Here is a 23,631-nt window from a genome sequence, read left to right as displayed (position 1 = left end):
ATGCGCCTGATCATTCTTTTCCTGTTCGCCGCAAGCATGCCGGTTTTTGCCGCGAAGCAAGACACCACCTCCATCGACACGGTGCCTCCGGTCATACAGGCCGAGCCAAAAGAAACGTACCAGACCTCGGTTTTCCACATTACCTTCAAGTCCAACGAACAGGCGACCATCTGGTACCGCCTCGGTTCGTCCAAGCAAATGGTGCAGTATCGCGAGCCCGTGACCGTGACCGAGGAAGGAACGACGCGGATTTACTTCTACGGCGAGGACCTGGTGGGAAACAAGTCGAGGCCCGATTCCATGCTTTACATACTCGACACGCGCCCGCCGGAAATTTATGTGTCGCCCGAGCCGGGCCGCTACCGTTCCCCGGTCGCGGTGCACGTCACCGCAAACGAGCCGTGCACCTTTTTCTTCACGACATCGCTTGTCGAAACGGGCCCCGGGATGTTGTCCGTGAAGGATTCGCTCGTTGTCAAGGATTCCCTTGCCGGATATTTTGTCGCCATCGACCGGGCGGGCAACAAGTCGTTTACCAAAAAGTTTTCCTACAAGGTGGAGGCCGGCGCCATAAGCGTGGACATTGTTCCCAAGGAAGGGGTCTATAATGCCGCGCCGGAGATTTCCTTCAAGTCAACGCCGTCCGCCGACCTGTTCTATACGTTCGACCCTTCGGCGCCCACGCGGCTCTTCACGCCGTACGAGCACCCCGTGAGGATTCCGGTGGGCACCACGATCATTCGATACTTTGCTAAAAATTCGCTCGGGTGGGAATCGGACCTGCGGCAGGCCACCTTCGTGGTAGACACCGTGGTGCCGAAGCTCCGCTTCGAGCAGATCCAGGGCGCCTCCGTCGATTCGCTTGTCCTTTCCGTCAAGAAGCCGGCCGTCATCCGCTACACGCTCGACGGGACGTTCCCCACCGAGATGAGTCCGCAGTACACGCGGCCCGTGGCGGTCGCGCGGAGGGGGAAGTGCATGCTCAAGGCGTGGGCGAAGGACCTTGCCGGCAACCGTTCCGAATTGTTGGAATGGGAATACAAGTACGATAAAAACGCGCCGGTCATATCCGTGTCGACGCCCGGCGGCCTTTTTCAGTCGCCGCAGCGCATCACGGTAACCACCGACAAACCCGCAACGGTGTTTTATTCCCTCGACGGCAGCGCGGCCACCAAAAATTCCTTCGTGTATAGGAACGGCATCGCCATCACCAAGGAAGGGACCACCAGGCTTTCCCTTATCGCAATCGACGACCTGGGGAACACCAGCGACGAGAAGCGGGAGGAATTCGTCGTCGACACCAAGCCGCCTGTGGTAACGGCACGGATCGAGGAAGACGCGAAGCAGAATGTCTTTCTCGTTTCGCTTTCCGCCGACGAGGAAGCGGTGATCCGCTACGAAACGAGCGGCGTACCCGGCCCTTCGTCGCCGCAATACAAGGACCCCATACCGCTGCGCATGGGACAGGTCCTGCGCTACTTTGCCGTTGACAAGGCGGGAAACAGGAGCGAAACCAAAACCATGGATGAACTCAGGCACCCCCTGGTGGGCGTGGCGCCCCCGGGAGGCCTGTACCGTAACGCGCTGCGGATCGCCTTTGCGGTGAGCGCGGGAAGCACGGTGCAGTGGCGCCTGCTGCCGGACACGCTCTTCAGGCCCTACCGGGATTCCCTGGCGCTTTCCCGGGAAGGAACCTACACGCTCGAATATTTCTCGCAGGACCCGAGCGGCCTCAAGAGCCCGCTGCGGAGGGCCGAATACGTCATCGACGTCACCCCGCCGTACACCGACGTGATCGTGAAGAAGGGGGTAAACGACTCGGTCTCCGTGTTTTTCGAATGCAGCAAAAAAGCCACGATCTATTACACGCTTGACGGAAGCAACCCTGCCACGTCCGCCGCAACGCGCACTGCGGGCAACAAATTCCTCGTGTCGCATGACCGCATCAGCATTCCGCGGCGCGACGACGTGAAGCTCGCCTTTTTCGCAGAGGACGCGGCGGGCAACCAGAGTCTGGTGCGCGTAATCGATGTTTTAAAACCGCACGCAGTGCCCGACATTCCGGCAGGGCCGCAGCGCGTGTACGACCGCGTCCTATCGGTCTCCCTCAACGCGTTTGACGGCAAAAGCACGGTCTATTACGCGCGGCACGGGCATATGCCCACCGCCGATTCGCAGGTGTTCAAAATACCTATTACCCTTGCCGCATCAGATACCATCATGGCGTTTGCGATGGACGCCGCAGGGTTCAGCGGCCCGGTGGACACCTTTGTCTATCTCGTCGACCTTCCGCCGTCGCCTGTGTTTACCTATCTGCCCGCCACGGTACGGCAGGGGACGGCCGTGACGTTCGACGCGTCCGCCTCCATCGACTTCGAGACGCCAAAAGGAAAACTCGAATACCGGTGGGACTTTGACGGAGACGGCACGTTCGACACCGATTTTTCACCCGACCCCCGGGTTGTCCATTCATATCTGTCAAGCGGCACGTTCAAGGTCACCTGCGAGGTGCGCGACGCCATAAAGCACGTCGGCGCAGTGACCCACGAGGTGCGCGTGCAGCAGCTCTGCCCGCCGGGCATGACCTCGCTGGCGCGCGACAACGGCGCCACCTTCTGCATCGACACCTACGAATGGCCCAACATAAAGGGCGAAAAACCGCTGGTCTCGGTGTCGTGGGTGCAGGCGAAAATCTTCTGCATGGATGCGGGCAAGCGGCTTTGCACGCGCGAGGAATGGACTGCGGCATGCCGCACCGCGAAAAAGACCGCGTATCCCTACGGCCAGAAATACCAGAAAGGCAAGTGTCCCTCCGAAGGTTGCGAGCCCTATAAATCGGGCGCATTTCCCGACTGCGGCGAGCCCGGCGGCGCACGGGACATGGCGGGCAACGTGTGGGAATGGGTCGAGGACAAGAAGGGCGACTATCCGTACATGCTCGGCGGGTCGTTCAAATACGGTGAGACCGCAGACTGTTTCCTGTCCTCCGAGGGCGGCGTCGGCCTCAAATCTGGCGATGTGGGGTTCCGATGCTGCAAGTGACGCGTCGCATCCTTTTTGCGCTCTCCATCGCCGCCTGTCTCTGGCCCGCGGCCGCGCTTGCAGCTTCAGGCCAGGGCGAGCCGGCGCCCGACGTGGGCTGGCTGTTCGACGACGCGCTCAGGGAAGACCAGATCAAGCTCAACCCGAACTCGGTGGTGATGCCCCAGGACTATCGCAGGGCCATCGACCTGTACAACAAGGGGAGCTACCAATTAGCGCTGCACGTGCTGGAAAACCTGCGCGACCTCAATCTGCCCGACGGCAGGCTCGACTTCATCCACTTCGCGCTCGGCGAATGCTACCGGCAGTGCAGGCTGCGCGACTTTGCCGTTGAATCATACCGCACCGTGGTGCGCAGGTTCCCGGCCAGCGACAAAGTGGCTCCGAGCTATTTCAGGCTGCTGCAGTACGCGTGCAGCGAGCGTGACACGCTTCAGGCTGACACCATCAGCTCGCTTTTCCAGCTGCGCTTCAGGTCATCGCCGCTGCTGAACTCCGTTCTTTACATCACCGGCAGGCTTCGCTGGACCCAGGAGCGCTACGATGACGCCATAGCTTTTCTTTCGCAGGTTTCGCCCGCTTCCTCCTCGTACCTGCAGGCACAGTTCCTCAGCGCCCTCTGCTACATGGGGAAAAAGCAATGGGAAAAGGCGATTCTGATCCTCGGGTACGTGCGGAAGAACTCCTCGGCGCCCGCGGTCGCCGGCGAGGCGCGCATCCTGCTGGCCGACATCTATTTCAACAAGGGGCAGTTCGCCACCGCGCTTGAATTGTACAAAAGCGTACCGCGCTCGGCAAAGCGGTATTATTATTCTCTTGTCAAGATGTCGCGCGTATATCTGGAAATGGGCCAGTACGCGAAGGCCCGCGACCTCGCGAAGAACTTCATCATCAAAAACAAGGCGAACGAATATTTCTTTGAAATGGTTTCCATCCTCGAGCAGGCGTACGCCAAGCTCAACGACAAGGCAAACGCCGAGCGGATGCAGGGGCTCATTTTCCAGCAGCTCAAGACCGCCCGGCTATCGTTCGAGATTTACGACGAGCTGAGCCGTGTTTCGGACATGATCCGTATGTGGCAGGTCATCGAGTTCAAGGCGATCCAGCAGGGGAACGAGGCCCTGCTCGCCGCGAGCCGGCAGAACATCGAGAAGCTCAAGGCCATGGGCCAGAGCTACCGGGGTTTGCTCCTTGACATCGGCATCATCACCGTGCAAAAGGGGGACGAGGGCATCCCCGGCCTCGCCGAACGCCGGTACCTCGACATCATAACTGACAAATCGGAAAAAACACGCGACACGGTGAAGGTCGCGGTGAAAATACTGGACAGCCTGAAAAACAACCTCGTGGTGAAACCGTCCGACAGCGTTTCCGCGGCGCTCATCGCGAAGATGACGCCCGGCTTCGACAGCCTCAAGGAGCGGTACAACGCCGGGGTGCGCGAGCAGCAGCTCGTGCTCAAGGAATGTCTCGGCGGCATCCAGGGCATGCGTCAGGCCGACGAAAACCTGCAGGCGAAATTCGTGGATTGGGCCTTTTTGCGGTACCAGGACAAAAAGATCGAGTTGGCCAAGATGAACAAGGAGTTTTTAGAAGCGAGTCACGCCAAGGCGAAAAAGGACACGCTGCAGCCGAAGGCGGCCGAGGCGGCGGCGCCGAAAAAGGACACGCTGCAACCGAAGGCTGTCGAAGCGGTAAAGGCGAAAAAGGATACGCTGCAGTCGAAAGCGGCGGCTGCGGCTTCGGCGGCGAAGGCGAAAAAAGACAAACAGCAGCCGAAAGCGGTCGAAGCGAAAAAAGACACGTTGCAACAGAACTCCACCGAGGTGACGAAGGCGTTTTCAGCACAGGACATCGACAAACTGCAGCGCTCGATCGTCGAGGACCGCACCATGCTGGTGAACCACATCACCTCCATGCAGTACGTGTATCCGCAGAGCAAATACATCCCGCAGCTGCTCTTCAGGCTTGCCGAAATCTATTTCGACCAGGCGTCCGACGATTTCGACGTGAAGCTGCGCGCCTACGAGAAGAAGCTCGCCGAGGGAAAAGACACCGCGCACCTCGTGTTCCCCGAATACGACCTGAAGAAGGTGATCGACACGTACGATTACCTCGTCCGCATGTACCCGGCCGATCCGCTGGCGCCGGCCGCCCTGTTCTACAAGGCGCTGTCGCTGCAGAAACTCAACGAATACGACAAGGCGAACGACGCCCTGCTCGAGCTCACCGAGAAATACCCGGAGAGCGAGTACTACGTCGAGGCGAACATGAACATCGCGCGGTACTATTTCGAACACCCGAAGATCCAGGGCGGAAAGGGATACAAGCTCGCCGAGGAAACCTATCACAAGGTGCTTTACTATCGCGACCATCCGCAGTTCGTGTCGGCCCTCTACAGCCTGGGCTGGTGCTACTACATGGAAGACCAGTATGATGAGGCCATCGCGGTTTTCAAATATCTTGTTGAGGAGGTCGCGCTCGATTTCGACGTCACCAAGCTCGACGAGAAAAAGCAGGTGAGCAACCCGCTGCTGCGCGACGAGGCAATCGACTACATCGCCATCAGCTTCGACGAGGAGAGCCGCATCGACGACGCGGTGAAATTTCTGCAGCTCATCGGCAACGTGGACTACGCGGCGCTGGTGCTCAAGCGCATCGCGGACCTCCGCGTGGAGGACATGGACTACCGAACGGCCGTGCGCGTGTATAAACGGCTGATCGCAGAATACCCGCAGAGCATCGCGGCGCCCGACGCGTCGCTTTCCCTCATCAAGGCCTACGAACTCCTGAACCTGCCCGACAGCGCCATGCGCGAACGGGAGAACTTCTTCACGACGTATTCGAAGGGCGGGCAGTGGCAGGATCTGGTATGGAAGCGCGATTCGCTCCTCATTCCGCGGGTGGACTCCATCGCCGTGACCATGGGACTTTACATTTCGGACGCCAACTACCGCAACGCCGACGCGAGAAAAGACCAGGCGGGCTACGCCGCCGCCGCGAAATTCTACGGCGGGCTGGTGCAGAAATACCCCACCGACAAGCGGGCCTCCGAGGCCCTCTGGAACCTGGCGGTGCTCCTCGACGCGAAGCTTGACAAAAGCGCCGACGCGTACGCACAATACCTCGCCTTCAGCCGGAACAAGAGCGCCGACGCCAAGCGGCGCGAGCAGGCGGCGCAGAACGCCGTCGCCATCGCCCAGAAGATGCTCCCGTCCGACACCGCGGCCGAGGAGGGCAAACTCGATTCGGCGGCGCTCAGGGTGATCGAGGCGGTGAACAATTACAAGGAGCTGTTCCCGACGGGGCCGTCGCTCTACAGCGTGCTGCTGACGGGCGCCTCGGTCTATTTCAACAGGAAAATGTACGCCAACGCGGCGGAGTTCTATGAGGCGATCGTCAAAACCGGCGTGACAAACGAGAATTTTTACGAGGCGCTGTTCCTGCTCGGACAGTGCCATTTCGGCAAGGAGAACTGGGACCTCGCCGCGCAGGCGTACGAGAAAGTGTGGAAGGGCTCCGGCGATGCCGCAAGAAAGTCCAAGGCCTACAAGCTGCTGTTGCAGTCGCTGTTCTCGAGCGCCAACCAGGCCTTTGCGTCGGGCGCGTTTTCCAAGGCCGCGTCCGCGTTTGCCGCCATCGATCAGAACTACCCCGGCAGCGAATACGGCGACGCGGTGCTGTTCAAGGCGGCGGAATCGTATGAGAAAACCGAAGACTGGATAAAGGCGTGCGACAGCTACTACCGGCTCAAAAACAACTATCCGACCTCGAAGCTGGCGCCCAGCGCGCTGTTCAACGCCGCCACGGACTATGAAAAGGCGAACAAGTTCGACAAGGCGGCCGAAGCGTACGAGCTCCTGGTGGCGTCGTACTTGTATTCCGACAAGGCAAAGGACGCCCTGTTCAACCTCGGCCTGTGCTACGAAAAACTCGGCAAGCTCGACAAAATGGCCGAGGCCAACGAGCGATACACGCAGCAGTTCCCCGGCGAGAAGGACGTGGAGGCCATGCTCCTGCGCTCGGCCCAATACTATTATAAGGCGAATATGTTCGACAAGGCGATCAATGCCTACCGGAATTTCATCCGGCGCTACACGCAGAGCCCCAAGGTCATCGAGGCGCTGTTCATGATCGGCAAGATGTCGCTCGAAAAACAGGACAAGGAGATGGCGGTGCTGTCGTTTTCACAGGCCGAGCAGCTCAACGCCAGGCTTGCCACCGCAAACGTGGAGCGCAACGATTATTTCGCGTCCGAGGCGGCCTATTACCTTGCCAACATGAAGCGGGACGAGTTCGCGGCGGTCAAGTTCGTGCAACCCGATGCGAAGTTCAAGGCCGACCAGAAGCTCAAGACCCAGCTCCTCCAGGAGGCGACCAAGGCGTACGAGAAGGTGATCCAGTACCGGAGCGAGCGGCTGTTCGAGGCGGCGTATCGTATCGGCGGCATGTACGAGGACTTCGTGGAGACCTGGAAAAACCAGGAGCGTCCGAAACTCCCGCCCGTAAAGCTCGCGGTGCTCGAGAAGGACATCGCGCAGGCGGCGGCCGTGCTGATCCAGAAATCGTTTGCTCCCTATAAAAAGGTGATCGAAATAGGGGCGGGGTTCGATTCGCTCAACGCCGAGCAGAAGCTGTGGGTGTACAAGGCCAAGGTGAGCCTGGCAAAGAACATGCTGGCCGCGGGACAGTATCTCTGCGATGCCTACCTGGCCATGCAGAACGCGCCCATCCCGCCCGAGATAAAGGACAAGCCACTGTACTATTACCAGTACCTCAAGCAGGTGCTCGACGCGGTGGCGCCCATGAAGGCGCAGGCGCGCGCGTTTTACCTCTTATCTGTAAAGCAGCTCGATTCCATGGGGCTTCAGGGCGAAAACAGCGCAAAATGCCTTGAGGCGTTCCACCAGACCAACTACCTGACCGGCAGCGAGTACGACAAGCTGGCGGAGAAGATCCTCAAGGAGCCCGAAATCCCCGCCACCCTTTCGGCGCAGGAAAAGGAGGACCTGTCCTTCCAGCTCGAAGACGTCGTGTATGAACTGCAGGACAAGGCGATCGCCAGCTACGAGGAGGCTCTGGCCGTTCTCAAAAAGGAAAACATGCAGTCGAGCGAGTGGTACGGCAGGATCATGCTCGGGCTGGCAAGGCTCTCGCCCGAAAAATACGGCAAAGCCGTGTTCAAACGGGTGGTCGTGGCCGCTTCCAAAGAGTGGGCGGTCCGCGGGGACAGCGTTCCGGGATGGCGGTCCAGCAACATTCCCCTGGAGGGCTGGAAGCAGGCCGCCGAGATACCGGGGCTTTCAAGCAACACCGCCGGCATGACCGTGCCGTATATTTGGCACCCGGACACCTCGGCGCGCAACCTGTATTCGTGGCAGCACGTGTTTCTGCCGGGCCAGCCGCGCGACGCGATGTTCCACATCCGGGTGAGCGGGAAATACTGGCTCTACATCAATGGAACGCTCACCGCGAGCGACACCGTGGGAAAGCGCAGCCCGCAAAAGCTCGACAGCATTTCGGGCATTCAGTCGCTTGTCAAGGGCGGCGACAACGACATCAGCATCCACGTGACCAACGTTGACTCAACCTTCAAGGGCTTTTCGGTGGTGTTCAGCGCACTGCTCGACACGTCGCAGCATTTCAAGGAGGCGGGGAAATTCCCGTTCAAGCAGCAGGCGCCTGAAACGGCCGCGCCGGCTCCCGCGCCCGGCGACACATCGCATCAGAAAGGCGCGACCCAGGCACATGAAAAGAAGGCGGGCGCTGTTGCTGCTTCGCAAGAAAAGAAAACGGCGCCTTCTTCTGCCGGGATAAAAGACACTGCCGGCGCGGTGAAATATAAAACGAGCAAGGACGTGATGAAGGCCGTGGTTGAATACCAGAAAAAGACCGAACTGCTTAATGCGGAAATAAAGAAGGAACGGCTCGAGGTGCAGAAATTGATCATCAAGAACGAGGACCTGGACTCGCAGATCAAGAAGGTGAAAGAGGAAACGGGACATCTGGAGAAGAAGCCGGAAGGGACGGGAAAAAGCAAATAAAAAGTAAAAAGTGAAGAATGAAAAGGTAAGAATCGAGAGATCGAAGCTGCCGCATTGTTTTGGATCGTAGCCGGTGGACAATAGGCAAGTAGTGACTGGATATACTCCTTGTCACGTAAATGTCCCTGACGGGACTTCATCATAAAGGCCGATATCAATTGTCGTCAAATTGTTTTTAAAATGACATGAAATTAAAAACTCCTTATTACCTCATCGACGAGCGCAAACTCCTCCGCAATTTAAAGAAAATCCAATACGTCCGCGAGTCCTGCGGAGCAAAATCACTGCTCGCGCTCAAATGTTTTTCCGCCTGGGCGGTGTTTCCCCTCATGCGGAAATACATGGACGGCACTACGAGCAGCTCGCTTTTCGAGGCACGGCTCGGGCATGAAGAATTCGGCAAGGAAACGCACGCGTACTGTGTCGGGTACACCCGTGAAGACGTCCGCGCCGTGAAGAGAATCGCCGACAAGATCATTTTCAACTCGCTGTCGCAGCTCAAAATGTTCCATGGCGAAGTGCGCGGACTCGCCGTGGGGCTCCGGGTGAACCCGCGCATCAGCTATTCCCATTTCGACCTGGCCGACCCTGCGCGCCGCAATTCGCGGCTCGGGGTTATTGACATAAAGGAACTGCTGGCGCATGCGCGCCTTTTTTCCGGCATTATGTTCCATTTCAACTGCGAAAACGACGACTTCGGCCATTTTTCCCGATCGCTCGACGCCATCGGCCGGGTATACGGGAGGTTGCTCGAAAAAATGGAGTGGGTGAGCCTCGGCGGCGGACTGTATTTTACCAAAGACGGTTATCCGCTCAAGGATTTCTGCAACAGGCTCGGTGAATTCGGCGCAAGGTTCAATGTCCGGATTTATCTGGAACCGGGGGAGAGCGCGATAACAAGGTCGGCTGAGCTGGTAACGAGCGTGGTTGATGTTGTGCACAACGAAATCGACATCGCCATCGTTGACGCCTCAACCGAGGCACACATGCTCGACCTGCTCATCTACCGCACGCCCGCGAAAATGGACCTGCCCGGCCGCGGCAGGTTTACGTATCAGATTGCGGGCCGGTCGTGCCTGGCGGGCGACGTGTTCGGCACCTACCGGTTCCCGCACCGGCTCAGGCCGGGCAGCATCGTGCGGATCGCCGACGCGGCCGGGTATTCTATGGTGAAGAAGAACTGGTTCAACGGCCTTGCCATGCCGTCCATCGCGGTGAAAAGGCTCGACGGGTCGCTTCACGTGGCCCGGCAATTCGGATATGAAGATTTTAAAAACAATTTATCGTAAGAAGGGTACCGTATCATGAAGAGAAACGTCCTGATCATCGGAGCCGGGGCGGTCGCGCACGTGGCGGCCCACAAATGCGCCCAGCATAACGACGTGCTTGGCGACATATGCATCGCGTCGCGTACCCAGTACAAGTGCGACGCCATCATCGACTCGATCGGCCGCAAGAACAGCATCAAGAACAAGGCGGGCAAACTGTATTCGCGCCAGATCGACGCGCTCGACGTTCCCGCGACGGTCAAGCTCATCAAGGAGACCAATTCGCAGATCGTGATCAACCTCGGAGCCGCATTTGTCAACATGTCGGTGCTCGAGGCGTGCATCCAGGCGGGCGTCACCTACATGGACACGGCCATCCACGAGGAGCCCGACCGCGTGTGCGAGGACCCGCCGTGGTACGGAAACTACGAGTGGAAGCGGAAGGACCGCTGCAAGCAGCGCGGCATCAACGCCATCCTCGGCGTGGGGTTCGACCCGGGCGTGGTGAACGCCTACTGCGCGTTCGCGGTGAAGCACCACTTCGACGCCATCGACACCGTTGACATCATGGACGTGAACGCCGGCAACCACGGCAAGTATTTCGCCACCAACTTCGACCCTGAAATCAACTTCCGCGAATTCATCAAGGTGTGGACATGGATCGACCGCAAATGGGTGTGCAAGCCCATACACAACGAGAAGATGGTCTATAATTTTCCCGTGGTGGGAAAGCAGACCGTGTACCTCAACGGCCACGACGAGCTGCACTCGCTTTCCAAGAACATCGACGCCAGCAGCATCAGGTTCTGGATGGGGTTCTCCGACCATTACATCAACGTGTTCACCGTGCTCACCAAGATCGGGCTCCTGTCGCACCAGCCCGTGACCACGGCCGAAGGCCTCGAGGTCGTGCCGCTCAAGGTGGTCAAGGCGTGTCTGCCCGACCCGAGCACGCTCGCGCCCAACTACACGGGAAAGACCTGCATCGGCAATCTTGTCAAGGGCAAGAAGGACGGCAAGGAAAAGGAAATTTTCATTTATAATGTATGCGACCATCAAGAATGCTACAACGAAGTCGAGTCGCAGGCCATCAGCTACACCGCGGGCGTGCCCGCGGCGGCGGCCGCGATGCTCGTCGCCAACGGCACGTGGAACCCGCGCACCATGGTGAACGTGGAGGAGCTTGACCCCGACCCGTTCCTCGCACTGCTTGACACCATGGGACTTCCCACCGACCTAAAGTTCATCAAGCCGCCCAAGTCGCCCGCGGTCAGGGCGGTGAAAACAATTTCGGCGAAACCCAAGCTGAAGCCGGCCAAGCCGCCGAAGACGAAAAAGGCGAAGAAGGAAGAGGAGACGGTGACGGGGGTGAGCAGCTGATTATTTTAAATAATCATTTTTTAAAATGAAGGATTTCACCAAGAGGATTTCTCTTGGTATGGACGGCGCTGCAATTCAATCGGCACTCAAGGAAATCGAATCAACGCGCGACCTTCTTGAACGTGGCCTTAAGCTCGCGGGTTTGATCAGCGCTCTTTTTGCCAAGCGGGGCATTGAGCTGTTTGTTGTGGGCGGTGCAGCCATTCGAACGGATTTTGATCGCCTATTATCCTCGGCCGGATAAAGAATCTGAAGTCTGCGCCAGAACCCTGCTGGCCGAATGCCTTTCGGGTAAAGTAGCCATCGACTGGGACGAAGTGGACCGTCTCGCGGCCGATAAACGATACGGCGTAACTGAAAAGCTTTCCATTTTAAAGAAAGAAGTCGCCGATGACCTCAAAAAAAGATGAACCCGCGTCACGAATAATGACGTGGGAAGAATGGCAGGCCCGGCGGCCGGAGCTCAGAAAGATTGCCAGGAAAATCTGTCCCGGGGGACTGCGGCGCAAGGAAAGCTCTTCGGACAAGCGCCTGCGCGCGGCGTTTGAGGGAAAAAGGGCGCCGTCGTGAGTGGAAGGGCCTTTATTTCCTTTACTGCGGTCATTTTGCTTTGCCCTCCCTCAACAATGAATTAGTTACCTGTAAAAATATTTAACAGGATAAAAAAAATCGCCTCTTCAACATTCTCCGACCTCAAATCCTCCTTTTTTGAAACCCAATCCCAGTCCCGCGTCTTTCTTATACATTCTTACCTCGCCTGAGCCTTACCACGCGCTCGATCTGGATGGGCATGAGCATGACCCTGCATTATCTGATAGGGTTCACCATGGACATGGCGGCGATGTGGCATATAATCCCGTTCCCCCAAATCACGCAACGCTTGCCTTTCCCTTCCGATGATCGTATAGTTTATAAGCAGTTCATTTTTCTTTTGGTTGTTTATCCATCATTCACAAAATTGCAATTTACAAATGGAGGGAGCGATGAAATACGGAAGGCAATTTTTTCTCTGGGCGGCAGTCATACTATTCCTTGCGGGATGCGCCACAAAAGTCACCAGAATCAAGACCGATTCCACCACCGACCTTACCGGGCGCTGGAACGACACCGATTCGCGGCTGGTGGCCGAGCAGATGGTTTCCGATTGCCTGGGCTCGGCGTGGCTGGGCACCTGGACCGGCGGCGGCAAGCGCCCGAAGGTGATCATCGGCACGATATCGAACCAGAGCCACGAGCATATCAGCGTGGGTACCTTTACAAAAGATATTGAGCGGGCGCTCATGAACAGCGGAAAGATCGATTTTGTGGCAGGCAAATCCGAACGAACGCAGCTGCGCGAGGAAAAGGCCGACATGATGGCGGGCAACACCTCGGAGGCGACCACGAAACAGGCGGGCAACGAGTCGGGCGCCGACCTGATGATGATCGGGACGCTCAACACGATCGTGGACCAGGAGGGGAGCAAGGCGGTCATCTATTACCAGGTCAACATGGAGCTTGTGAATATAGAAACCAACGTCAAGGCCTGGATGGGCGAGAAGAAAATTAAAAAATACGTCGAACGGTCCACGGTGACCTTTTGACCATGAGCCGGCGCTTCCGATTTTGTTTCATCCTTCTTGCCGCGGGTGTGCTCCTGCTGGCGGCATGCGCCCCGCGCCACGTCCATCGCCACGTCAAGCCGCGCGTACCGGTGCAACAGGTTGATTTCCAGTCTGAAATCAGGGCGATAGAGCACAATGAAAAGCAGTATGGAACAACGAACAGGCTCCTTTATTTTTGGGATTTGGGGTCGCTCTTCCATTACGCGGAGCAGTTTGATTCGAGCACGGCTTACCTGCTGAAGGCCTCCGACGTTTACGACGGGCTGTTCGCACGGTCGGTTACAAATGAGGCCGCATCATTTTTGACAAACGACAATGTGCGCCCGTACCGCAGCAGGCCGTTTGAGCTCGTTCTCCTCCATCAATTCCTCGCTATGAATTATGCTGCCGCCGGCAACGTCGACGACGCGCTGGTGGAAACGCGTCGCATGCAGCTTTTGTTCAATGAATGGGAGCGCACCGGGGCCCATGACGGAAAATATGTTTCCGACGGCATGTTCCATTACGTTTCATCGATGCTGTATGACGCGAAGGAACAGACCGACGATGCCATGATTTCGCTGTACAATGCGGTAAAAGCGTTTCAGACGGGACCCGTTCCGTTGCCGGAACGGGTGAAAGATTACGCCTGCGGCATGTTGACAAAAAACAACCGGGCCACCGATATCGATCAGTTAAAAATAGCCGTTGACACTTCCCGGGGGAAATCGCCGGACACGATTAACGGGCAATCGGAAATAATTCTTGTCGGCTACGCGGGGAAAGGCCCTGGGCTCAAGGAAGAAATGTGGTGGGGCACCTATGTCATCGACGGGCTGCTCGTACTGTATCATACGGCCGCAAACGGGCACAAGGACATGCTGACACTGCCCGCCCCGCCGCTCCCGGAAGGGGAGAATGCGAAATCCGGCGCCACCTTCCACCTTAAATTCACCCTCCCGCAAATCAAGACATTTGCCTCGCAGACTTGTTATTTCACGGTGAAGGGAGATTTCCTATTGTCGCCGGTGCAAGCCGAGATCGTCAATGATCTTGACGCCCAAATGCAGAAAAGCCTTGACGATTCTCGGAAAGAAACGATTACCCGGACGGTCATCAGGGTGGCACTGCGGACAATAGCGGCGCAGACGGCCAAGGAGAAGCTGCAGGCCTCGCTACCGGTCGCGAACCTGCTCCTCAATGCCGGCACCGACGCCCTGACCGACCAGCTCGAAAAAGCGGACACGCGGTCCTGCTTTTTGCTTCCGAAAACAATCCAGATTGCCCGGGTGCCGGTGAACCCCGGCGTCTACTCGCTGGCCGTTGAGGCCCGCGACCGGTCGGGGTCGGTCATTTCCACCCGCCAATACGCTGACCTGAAAGTCCAACCGGGTCAGAAAAAGTTCATTTTCTGCAGTTCTTTTCAGTGATGGCGGGACTGCCAATCAAGTACGCAGCGGGCTTCTTGCATTGGATAAGTCACCTATGCGCGACTTTCCCGGCCGTGTTTTTTTCTTTTCCCGCAATCACGCAAAACTCACCGTTCACCGCTGGTGATGATTTAATTTATAAACAACAATCATGAATCAATCGACCCGTTCAAAACGACCTTTGACAGCAGGAATCATCGTCGCTGCAGCCGTTGTTCTTATCGCTGCCCTCGTTTTTCTTCCCCGGCTCGTGCCTCACCGTGACGAACTATGCACCAGCATAATCGTGGAGTATCCGTACGAGGGCAGCCTGTTTCCCGCCGACATCGTCGCGCCGACGTTTAAATGGCGGGACATCAACCTGAACGTGGGCTTCTGGAAAATTACAATGGAGTTCCAAGACGGCGGGAGGCCGTTGTCCTACCGTGCCGATGCGAAACAGTGGCGGCCTTCAAAAGAAGCTTGGGAAACAATTAAAAAGCGGTCCATGGAAAAGAAAGCCAGCGTCATGATACGCGGCTTTTCAGACGAGAGACCGCGAACAATCGTGTCGGAGGGTACCTTCGAGTTCGGGACCTCAAAGGACGCGGTGGCTGCGCCCATTTTCTACCGCGAAGTCAATTTGCCCTTTGAGGAAGCGGTGAAGGACCCCACGAACATCCAATGGCGGTTCGGCTCGGCCTCTTCCGATGACCCGCCACGCGTCGTGCTCCGGAAGCTGCCCGTGTGCGGCAATTGCCATTCGTTTTCAAAGGACGGCGCAACCATCGGCCTGGAGGTTGATTCCGGCAACGACAAGGGCGCCTACGCGGTCATGCCCGTCGCGCAGGACATTCTGCTTGACAGAACAAAAATCATCAGCTGGGCTTCATATAAAAAGGAAGAAAAGGACCCTACCTTCGGCCTCCTTTGCCAGGTTTCACCGGATGGCCGATATGTGGCCGGGACGGTCAAGGACCAGGCGCTCGCGGTCTACCGCCCCGACCTCATGTTCTCGCAGTTGTTTTTCCTTATCAAGGGGATCATTGCGATTTACGACCGGCAGACCAAAACCTTCACGGCACTTCCCGGCGCGGACGACCGGCGCTTCGTGCAGACCAACGCCACCTGGAGCCCGGACGGCAATTATCTCGTGTATCCCCGGAGCAAGGCGTACGACATCGAGGCGATCCGCAAGCTGCACACGGCGCTTGTGGGCGGGCCCTTGGCGGAATCCTTCATCGCCCACGACGGCAGTTCCTACAAGTACGATCTGTACCGGATCCCGTTCAACGGCGGCAGGGGAGGGGCGCCCCAGCCCCTCGCGGGAGCATCGAACAACGGCATGAGCAACTATTTCGCGAAATACTCGCCTGACGGCAAGTGGATTGTCTTTTGTAAAGCTGCCAATTACATGCTGCTCCAGCCGGACAGCAAGCTGTACATCATGCCCGCGCAGGGGGGCGAGGCGCGGGAGCTCGCGTGCAACACGGCCCGCATGAATTCGTGGCACAGTTTTTCGCCCAACGGGCGCTGGCTGGTCTTCTCGTCGAAGGTGAACGGCCCCTATACCCAGCTTTTTCTTGCGCACATCGATGAAAATGGGAACAGCGCGCCGCCCGTCGTTCTCGATCATTTTACGGGCGATGACCGCGCCGCGAACATTCCCGAATTCGTGAACAACGACCCCGGAGCGCTGGTGAAAATCCGGGAGGACTACCTGGACGCCTATTCGTATTACCGGATCGCCAACATCTTTCACCAGTGCGGTGATTTCGACCGGGCGATACCGGCCTACCGTCTCGCGCTCAAGTACAATCCCAAGGATTACCACGCGCACAACAACCTCGGCGCGCTGCTGTATGGAAAGGGAATGCGCGAGGAGGCGGCACGGGAATTTAATGCCGCCATCGACCTGCATATCGACGATGCGGATCATTATGAGGCGCATACCAATCTCGGACTGTATTACCTCGAGATCGGACGCTGCGACCAAGGCCTGCGTGAACTGAAGACAGCGTATAAGCTGCATCCGGACAGCGTTACCATGTCGAATGTCGAAAAGGCCGCGCACCGCGTCAAGGAGATAAAAAGACAGACTGCGCTGCAATACCAGTGATGTGTCGGGCCGTTTTCGATTTTTATCATCTTGTAAATGCCGTGGCGCATTTCCTATGAAATTGTTTGCTGAGAAACGGTAATTGCTTCAGGAGACATTTTTCCCGCATTCCCCATTGTTTTTCAAGCGCAATCATCATATTCTTAATATCTGGATTAAAAACCGTCGGCATTGGACACTGACGCTTTACAGCCGCGCAGGATAAAAGGGGTGCCTTGAAATGCAATCATACACCCGGACGCACACGAGTTTCATGAGTGCCATTTTGATGCTTTTTATTTCTGGATCAGCAGAAATGAGCCCGCCTGCGGCTCAAGAGCAAAGCGGGATCACCGAGCAGGGTGATACGATAATCATAAAGAAAAGCGCACCGGTAAACACCCTGCCGGCACAGAAACCGTTGCGGGAGAAAGAACCGGCAATAGAGGAGGTTGGGAATAATCGGGACACCGTTCCACCCGTCATCGCGCCGAAAACGCAACCCGAGGAGCAGACCTTTCCGCGGTTTTCGCTTTTCAATTACGGAAAGACCATCGCGGTCGGGCCTCAGGCGAGCTATTTCTATTATAACGAGCATATCGAGATCGATCCGCTGGTGCAGCAGTTCCGCGACCAGTATCTTCGGTCCCCAAAAATTTCGGGCGAGCCCAAGAGCTCCGAATACGGCGGTATGCTTGGGGTCAATTTCGGCATAACCCGTTATTTGCCCGGGCCGCACCTGCTCATCCGTCCCAGAGTGGCGCTGCTCGTCGGCATGGGCAACACTTACGACGGCTCCGAGCAGGGCGGCGTTTTGGACAGCGCGGGCGTTCCCGTGGGAATCGAGTTCGTTCCACACAAGGACCAGAAGGACAATATTTTCCTCATGGGCGGTTGCGACATAGGCTATGTCTTTACAAATGCATCATGGCCGACGGCCGTTTATTCCGGGCTGGACGCCAAGCTGTGGTACCGCGACATGGTTCTTTACAGCGAGCAGGCCTATGTGCCGCCCGGAACGACCATGTCCGAAACCTATTACTGGTTTAGCGTTCCCATCGGCGCCGTTATCACAAAACCGCTTTCGGGCCGGTGGCTGCTGGGCATCGAACCGCGCGTTGACCTGATGTTCTTCGGCCAGATGCAGATCACCGAAGACGTGACCGGTTCCGACGTCAGCTATAATTACCCGGCGGTCACCTTGGGCAGCAAGGCATCATTCCGTCTGGACCTGTATATGCAGACCCGTCTCGGCAGCAGCATATCGCTCAAATTCGGGCCATACGCGATGCTGTACGGTTTCGGAAAAAGCAACACCGATACCGCCACGGCGAGCGTTTACGGCGAGCCTGCGGAAAAGATGTCGTTCTGGGAACCCGCCAGCGCCAGCTATTGGATCGGTTTTAACCTGCAGGTATTGTTCCTGAAGAATCCGATTCATGGCGGACCGTCGAGTAGTCCGGGACAGAAGGAATCACCATGAACAAAACCATGTTTCGCACCCTGATTCTTTGCGTGTTTTTCGGCGCATGCACCTGTTCCGACTATTTCATGCCCTGGACCGCGTTCCTAAAACCGGACCTCAATCCCGGCGATTATCCGCTAAAAATGCCAAACCTGCGGCTGCTTGACATCGGCGACAGCATAGGGCAGGAATTTGTCGGACCTGGCGGGACGAACTGGTACGCGATTCCGGCGAAAAAGGACTCCACGTATGTCCTCGCGCTGTATGAACAAGTTGACTTACAATACACCGTTATCAAGGCCGGAACTTTCTCCCTTGTCACCACCGGTTCAGGAAGAACGTACAATGATTTCCGCCCGGTCGTTTGGATAAGCGATACGACCGACACAGCATACGTTCGGATTTCCGCGACCTATTCATATGATTCAGGAACGTACTGCCTCACTTTGAAACCGTTTCAAACCGTTTACGGCAATTCCATCGACAGCCAAGAACCCGACTCAAAAACCAGTCCGCAGCAACTATATCCCATTATGACAGGAGACGCGGAATTCTTCACCATCCGCACCCTTACGCCGGGCGACACCGACTGGTTTTATTTCACGTCGTTCTCTTCTGACAATTATATCATCCGAACCGTGGGCAACGCCGACACGAAGATCTGCCTTCAATCGGCGAACGGCGACAGCGTGACAGCGTCGGACGACAATTCCGGCGGCGCCTTGAACGCGAAGCTCGCGGTGCCTCCCATGGACGCCGTCCGATATTTCTTCGTGACCGGCGGCACGGGTTCCACGAGCGGGGTGTACGGGGTTTCGGTGAGGTATTCAAGTAATTGACAAGTAAGATCAGCGGTCCAGATGCCAGGAATAATTTCCTTATTGCGACAGCTTGTCGAGCATCGCCTGCACCTTTGTGCCGTTCTCCTGCGCCTTCTTGAAATTCCGCATATTTTCCGCCTTCTCTTCCGCAGCGATGGTCTTGCGCACGGTGTAATAAAAACTCTGCTTGTCAAGGCATAATTTCTGCAGTGCCCTCAGGTATTCCACGACAGCGGCCGTTTTGCGTTTTTTGCGCGCGAGCAGATCCTGCAGGCATTCCAGCTTCGCGCCGACGGTTTTATCATTATCCTGGAGAATCGGCTGGTATTTGAATATCACCTGGTCCCGGTGTTCGATGTCGCTGCTGTCTGCGCCCACGACCGCGACAATGCTGTCGACCTCTCTCTGCAAGGCGAGGGTGTCGACAGGCGCAGCCTCAATTTTTGAATGGGCTGGTGAATCAGCCCGGACGATTGAATCGGCTCTCGAAAACATGCGCGCAATGGAATCGGCCAACCGGGCGGAATCGGCCTTGATCGCTGCGAAAATGCTGTCGGTCGCGGAAATTTTTTTGGCAGGCTCATCTGTAAAGCCGGTATATCCCAGCCCGCGGCTGGGGTACCCGAGCTTGCCGCTCCATGTTATTGAATCGGGAAGGGCAGAAACGAGATGCGCGAGTTCGGTCTTGAGAGAATTCCGGAAGCCCGCCTGGCAGTCTTTGGCGTGCGAGCGAATGTTTTCAAATGCGATTTTCAGCGAATTCGAGCGCGAGGTCAGGACCATGAAATACTCGGTGACGCTTCCGCTTCTCAGGGTCCTGCAATCGGCAAGCAGGGTTATCTGGACGACGCCAGAATCTTTAAAGGCAACCGATAAAAAACCGTACTTGTCCCTGTTTCTGTCCGCCCACTGTAAAAGTTCCTGGTTGCATTGCCGGTATCCGGCATTGTGCGCGATCGCAGTGTCCCAGCAGATTCCGGTTTTTTCGCGAAGTTCCTGAACGGGTTTATTATAATAATCGGAGGGCTCCTGTGCAAAACCGCAAAAAGCGGATAATAAATAAAGCATAAAGGCTTTTTTCATGGCGGGGTTATTCCCTGAAAAACTTTATTCTTCTTTGACAAACTAAAATTACAATTAGATCTGAAAAGAATTGATGATGAGACGCCCGGATCGTTTAACCGGGCCAATAGTGGAATTTGAATAGTTAAAGAAAAGATACGCTTCTGACAGTCGGGTAAGCAACCATTATTCCATTGCCAGAATGGAAAAATTAATTACGGAAGGCCCGGCTATTTTTTTATAACGAACTATTTATCCAATCAACGCTATCATTTCCCTCACCGCTTCATCGAGCCCCACCAGCACCGCGCGTGAAATGATGCTGTGCCCGATGTTGAGCTCTTCCATTCCGTCAATGCCGGCCACCGGCGCCACGTTGTGGTAATTGAGGCCGTGGCCCGCGTTGACGTGGAGGCCGAGCTTGCGCGCCGCGAGCGCGGCGTCGCGCAGGCGCTCGAGCTCGTCGAACGACGCCTGGCCTTTTGCGTTGGCATAATAGCCGGTGTGCAGCTCGACATGCGACGCGCCCGTGCGCTTTGCGGCCTTGACCTGCGCGATGTCGGGATCGATGAAAAGGCTCACGAGGATGGTGTTGTTGTGGAACGACTCGATGGTCTTTTCGAGGTCGCGCTCCTTGCCGTTGAGGCGCAGGCCGCTTTCGGTAGTGCGCTCCTCGCGCTTTTCGGGCACCAGCGTCACCATGAAAGGAAGGACGTCAATGGCGATCTTGACGATCTCGGGCGTGGCGGCCATTTCGAGGTTGAGCCGGGTGGCAACGGTCTGTTTGAGCAGGTACACGTCTCGGTCCTGGACGTGGCGCCGGTCCTCACGAAGGTGCACGGTGATGCCGTGCGCGCCCGCTAGTTCCGCGATCACCGAGGCCTGCACCGGGTCGGGCTCCTTGCCGCCGCGCGCCTGCCGCAGGGTGGCGATGTGGTCGAGATTCACGCCGAGGGTGGCCATGGGGTTTCTCCTTTTCTTATACAAGAATAATTAATTGCGTTTTTAAGTAGGTACTACAAAATGGTTGTTGAATGAGAAATCTTTTTCCCCGCTCAAAATCAGGGCATTCATGGCGCTCAATCGCCCGCGCGCTTGACTATCTCGGAAACATAGACGAGCCGGATGCCGTTCTGCCTGAGAAACGGAAGGGACGTCTTGAGCGCATCGGCAAGCTGCCTGCCCGCCTTCGCGCGAACGGCAATCGTACCCTTCACCTGCGCGACAGCGGCCCAACGCTTGATTTCTGCGATAAGCTCGGCCGGAGCGGTCTTCTCGAGCTGGCCGGCCATTTCGGCGTAGGGCAGACCGGCGGACGCGGCGGCCGAAGCCGCGACCGAATTTTTGGCCGCCGGCGCCTCGATGAAATATCCGTGCTGTTTTTTCATCTCGTCAAGCACGATCGCCATGAGCCGCGAATCCTCGAGGCCGCGCGAGCCCCAGAGGTTGGAAAACCCCTTTGCATCCGGGATGAGCCGCAGCGCGCCGGCAATGATCGGGTGGATTTTCTCCCGAGTAAAGTGAACCATGATCGTCGTGTTTTCGAACTCCGGCGGCACCGTCGCTGCCGGCTCGAGCGGCAAACGGATGATGACCTCCTTTTTATATTGGCCGGCAAGCTGCGCCATAAGAGAAGCTTTCTTGCCGACCGGCGCAATGGACACCGAAAACGGTTCCGGAAACGAAAGCAGCGCCGCCGCGGTCTGGTATTCGGCGTTTTCCAGGTTTTCAACGATTACGGCCATGAGCGCGGTCGCGCTGGAATAACGGTCCGAATTGAGCACCACCAGCGTCAAGGGCGGGTCGTTTTTCGACGACGAGGCGAATTGCATGGTGTACGACTGCTTTTTTTCGTCAAACACGCAGTCGGCGAGAGTGTAAGGCGTGCCTTCCACCGAAGCGGCGAGCTGTGACACGATCCATTCCGCGGGTTTACCCCTGGGAACCGCGGCCTGCAGGATCACGGAACGGTTCGGCAGCGTTTTGACCATGATGTCTGAGGGGCGCACTTCAAGCTCGCCAAGCTGTTTCCGCAAAACGGATTCCAGGGAACCGCTGCCGGCGCCCGTTGTATTTTTCATTTTGGTTTCCGCTGCGGCGACCATGGCCCGGCCCTTGTGCAGCAACCCTGAAAAACTGCGGCGCTTTACAATGACCACGGCGAGGCACAGGGCAAAAACGGCAATGAAAATACCAGCGGAGCTGAAGAATTGGCTGCGGAAAAAGGAAGGTTTTTTGGTAATGGCTGTCTCCCGGATTGTAGGTAAAAATACCCATTGCTGAAGAGGCGAGTCAACTTGGGCGCGAAGGAAAAAATAAAGGTCCCGGTGCTGCTCGGCCCCACGTCCTCGGGAAAGTCCGATGCCGCGCTTTACGCGTGCGAGAGCCTCGGCTGCGGCATCGTGTCGTGCGATTCGCGCCAAATATACAGAAAAATGGACATCGGCACGGCAAAACCGTCGCCTGAGGAATCGTCGCGGGTGCGCCATTGGTTGATCGACATCATTGATCCCGATAAAAAATATTCGGCATTCAATTACGCCCGGGACGCGTCCGCGGTCATCCGCGAGCAGGCGGCGGCGGGCAGGCGCGTGCTCGTGTGCGGGGGAAGCGGGCTGTATTTCCAGTGCCTGAGCCAGGGGATCGGTCCGCAGGTCGAGGAAGACAAGGATCTGCGCGGGCAGTACCGGAAAATAGCTGAAGAGTCGGGAGCTGAAGTCGTGTTTGCCGAGCTCGCGAAAGTTGATCCGCTCACCGCGTCGCAGAGCCATGCGTCGAATATCAAAAGAAATATCCGCGCGCTCGAGGTGTATCACAGTACCGGCGTTCCATTTTCCGAACTCAAAAAACGCACCGCGCCGCCGGATGATTTTGAATTTTATGTCATGGTGCTGACCCGGCCGCGCGAGGAACTGTATGCGCGCATCGACAGCCGCGTTGACGGCATGATAAAAACGGGGCTTTGGAAGGAATTCATGTCGCTGCGCGGCCAGGGGTACGACAAAAACTCGCCCGGTATGTTTTGCGTGGGATACAGGGAGCTGTTTGACGTAGAGGAAAAAAAGGCAACGCTTGAGCAGGCCATTGAAAAAATAAAGCGGAACACGAGGAACTATGCGAAGCGGCAGGTGACGTGGTTCAGGCATCAAGTAAAAGGAAGAGAGGTTGAGGCGGGAGCAAAGACGGGGAAGATGGTTGAAGAATTTATAGAAGAATGTTTCAAAGGATGAAAAGAATCCCGGTCCGCGTGTAAACGATGAAGCAATTTCCCGTCGATCGTTTAAAAATCGTTTTTTACTTTGTCGCTTGTTGCCCTTTCACGTATCGGCTCATTTAAAAAGGTAACCGAAGGCTCAAAGTCGTCGTCTCACAAATGAGGTAACCAAGACTTGTTTGAAAATGGCTTTGAGTTTTCGTTCTATTGCATCTTTGAGAGAAAATGGATTCAGTTCTGTATGG

At 56.8% G+C, this 23,631-nt stretch carries 16 protein-coding genes; 13 read left to right on the top strand and 3 right to left on the bottom strand.

Annotation, left to right across the window (positions count from 1 at the left end; translation table 11 throughout):
• From VLX68_10575 to VLX68_10520, 12 genes are all read left to right on the top strand, one after another.
• Positions 1–3,042, top strand: a complete 3,042-nt coding sequence (locus tag VLX68_10575; protein ID HUI92681.1) for a chitobiase/beta-hexosaminidase C-terminal domain-containing protein — start codon at positions 1–3, stop codon at positions 3,040–3,042.
• The gene (locus tag VLX68_10570) at positions 3,030–9,086 is read left to right on the top strand and encodes a tetratricopeptide repeat protein (protein HUI92680.1); all 6,057 of its coding nucleotides are present in this window, start codon (positions 3,030–3,032) and stop codon (positions 9,084–9,086) included. The genes VLX68_10575 and VLX68_10570 overlap by 13 nt, the downstream gene beginning before the upstream one ends.
• Positions 9,087–9,271: 185 nt before the next feature.
• On the top strand, positions 9,272–10,375 hold the full coding sequence (locus VLX68_10565) for a carboxynorspermidine decarboxylase (protein HUI92679.1): 1,104 nt from the start codon (positions 9,272–9,274) through the stop codon (positions 10,373–10,375).
• Positions 10,376–10,390: 15 nt separating this feature from the next.
• Positions 10,391–11,734, top strand: a complete 1,344-nt coding sequence (locus VLX68_10560; GenBank protein ID HUI92678.1) for a saccharopine dehydrogenase family protein — start codon at positions 10,391–10,393, stop codon at positions 11,732–11,734.
• A gap of 25 nt (positions 11,735–11,759) precedes the next feature.
• Positions 11,760–11,978, top strand: coding sequence for a hypothetical protein (locus VLX68_10555; GenBank protein HUI92677.1), 219 nt, complete (start codon positions 11,760–11,762; stop codon positions 11,976–11,978).
• Positions 11,950–12,144, top strand: coding sequence for a hypothetical protein (locus VLX68_10550; GenBank protein ID HUI92676.1), 195 nt, complete (start codon positions 11,950–11,952; stop codon positions 12,142–12,144). Before VLX68_10555 ends, VLX68_10550 begins: the two co-directional genes overlap by 29 nt.
• A complete protein-coding gene (locus VLX68_10545) occupies positions 12,125–12,304 on the top strand; it encodes a hypothetical protein (GenBank protein ID HUI92675.1) in 180 nt (59 codons plus the stop codon). Before VLX68_10550 ends, VLX68_10545 begins: the two co-directional genes overlap by 20 nt.
• 413 nt (positions 12,305–12,717) lie before the next feature.
• Positions 12,718–13,317 (top strand): penicillin-binding protein activator LpoB, encoded by a 600-nt coding sequence (locus tag VLX68_10540; protein HUI92674.1) that lies wholly within the window; start codon positions 12,718–12,720, stop codon positions 13,315–13,317.
• A 2-nt stretch (positions 13,318–13,319) separates the two neighbouring features.
• Positions 13,320–14,747, top strand: coding sequence for a hypothetical protein (locus tag VLX68_10535; GenBank protein HUI92673.1), 1,428 nt, complete (start codon positions 13,320–13,322; stop codon positions 14,745–14,747).
• A 151-nt stretch (positions 14,748–14,898) separates the two neighbouring features.
• A complete protein-coding gene (locus VLX68_10530; GenBank protein HUI92672.1) occupies positions 14,899–16,845 on the top strand; it encodes a tetratricopeptide repeat protein in 1,947 nt (648 codons plus the stop codon).
• 295 nt (positions 16,846–17,140) lie between these two features.
• Complete coding sequence (locus tag VLX68_10525; protein HUI92671.1) at positions 17,141–18,307, top strand: hypothetical protein; 1,167 nt, start codon at positions 17,141–17,143, stop codon at positions 18,305–18,307.
• A complete protein-coding gene (locus tag VLX68_10520) occupies positions 18,304–19,128 on the top strand; it encodes a hypothetical protein (protein ID HUI92670.1) in 825 nt (274 codons plus the stop codon). The genes VLX68_10525 and VLX68_10520 overlap by 4 nt, the downstream gene beginning before the upstream one ends.
• A gap of 39 nt (positions 19,129–19,167) precedes the next feature.
• Here VLX68_10520 and VLX68_10515 read toward each other — a convergent pair whose 3' ends face one another.
• From VLX68_10515 to VLX68_10505, 3 genes are all read right to left on the bottom strand, one after another.
• The gene (locus tag VLX68_10515; protein ID HUI92669.1) at positions 19,168–20,193 is read right to left on the bottom strand and encodes a hypothetical protein; all 1,026 of its coding nucleotides are present in this window, start codon (positions 20,191–20,193) and stop codon (positions 19,168–19,170) included.
• Between the two features lie 231 nt (positions 20,194–20,424).
• Positions 20,425–21,135, bottom strand: coding sequence for a pyridoxine 5'-phosphate synthase (locus tag VLX68_10510; GenBank protein HUI92668.1), 711 nt, complete (start codon positions 21,133–21,135; stop codon positions 20,425–20,427).
• Positions 21,136–21,251: 116 nt separating this feature from the next.
• The gene (locus VLX68_10505) at positions 21,252–22,253 is read right to left on the bottom strand and encodes a divergent polysaccharide deacetylase family protein (protein HUI92667.1); all 1,002 of its coding nucleotides are present in this window, start codon (positions 22,251–22,253) and stop codon (positions 21,252–21,254) included.
• A 216-nt stretch (positions 22,254–22,469) separates the two neighbouring features.
• Here VLX68_10505 and miaA point away from each other — a divergent pair, with 216 nt between their 5' ends.
• Positions 22,470–23,402 (top strand): tRNA (adenosine(37)-N6)-dimethylallyltransferase MiaA, encoded by a 933-nt coding sequence (miaA, locus tag VLX68_10500; GenBank protein ID HUI92666.1) that lies wholly within the window; start codon positions 22,470–22,472, stop codon positions 23,400–23,402.
• Positions 23,403–23,631: the final 229 nt, after the last annotated feature.

The sequence above is a fragment of the Chitinivibrionales bacterium genome, from assembly GCA_035516255.1.
In the GTDB taxonomy this organism is placed as follows: domain Bacteria; phylum Fibrobacterota; class Chitinivibrionia; order Chitinivibrionales; family FEN-1185; genus FEN-1185.
The sequence above is the reverse complement of the archived record's forward strand: the minus strand, read 5'-3'. Positions and strand labels throughout refer to the sequence as shown.

Coding starts and splice junctions, on each gene's coding strand:
- VLX68_10555 (HUI92677.1), top strand. CDS start 11,760: ATGAAGGATTTCACCAAGAGGATTTCTCTTGGTATGGACGGCGCTGCA.
- VLX68_10505 (HUI92667.1), bottom strand. CDS start 22,253: ATGAAAAATACAACGGGCGCCGGCAGCGGTTCCCTGGAATCCGTTTTG.
- VLX68_10525 (HUI92671.1), top strand. CDS start 17,141: ATGAGCCCGCCTGCGGCTCAAGAGCAAAGCGGGATCACCGAGCAGGGT.
- VLX68_10520 (HUI92670.1), top strand. CDS start 18,304: ATGAACAAAACCATGTTTCGCACCCTGATTCTTTGCGTGTTTTTCGGC.
- VLX68_10545 (HUI92675.1), top strand. CDS start 12,125: ATGACCTCAAAAAAAGATGAACCCGCGTCACGAATAATGACGTGGGAA.
- VLX68_10565 (HUI92679.1), top strand. CDS start 9,272: ATGAAATTAAAAACTCCTTATTACCTCATCGACGAGCGCAAACTCCTC.
- VLX68_10535 (HUI92673.1), top strand. CDS start 13,320: ATGAGCCGGCGCTTCCGATTTTGTTTCATCCTTCTTGCCGCGGGTGTG.
- VLX68_10575 (HUI92681.1), top strand. CDS start 1: ATGCGCCTGATCATTCTTTTCCTGTTCGCCGCAAGCATGCCGGTTTTT.
- VLX68_10540 (HUI92674.1), top strand. CDS start 12,718: ATGAAATACGGAAGGCAATTTTTTCTCTGGGCGGCAGTCATACTATTC.
- VLX68_10510 (HUI92668.1), bottom strand. CDS start 21,135: ATGGCCACCCTCGGCGTGAATCTCGACCACATCGCCACCCTGCGGCAG.
- VLX68_10560 (HUI92678.1), top strand. CDS start 10,391: ATGAAGAGAAACGTCCTGATCATCGGAGCCGGGGCGGTCGCGCACGTG.
- VLX68_10570 (HUI92680.1), top strand. CDS start 3,030: ATGCTGCAAGTGACGCGTCGCATCCTTTTTGCGCTCTCCATCGCCGCC.
- VLX68_10530 (HUI92672.1), top strand. CDS start 14,899: ATGAATCAATCGACCCGTTCAAAACGACCTTTGACAGCAGGAATCATC.
- VLX68_10515 (HUI92669.1), bottom strand. CDS start 20,193: ATGAAAAAAGCCTTTATGCTTTATTTATTATCCGCTTTTTGCGGTTTT.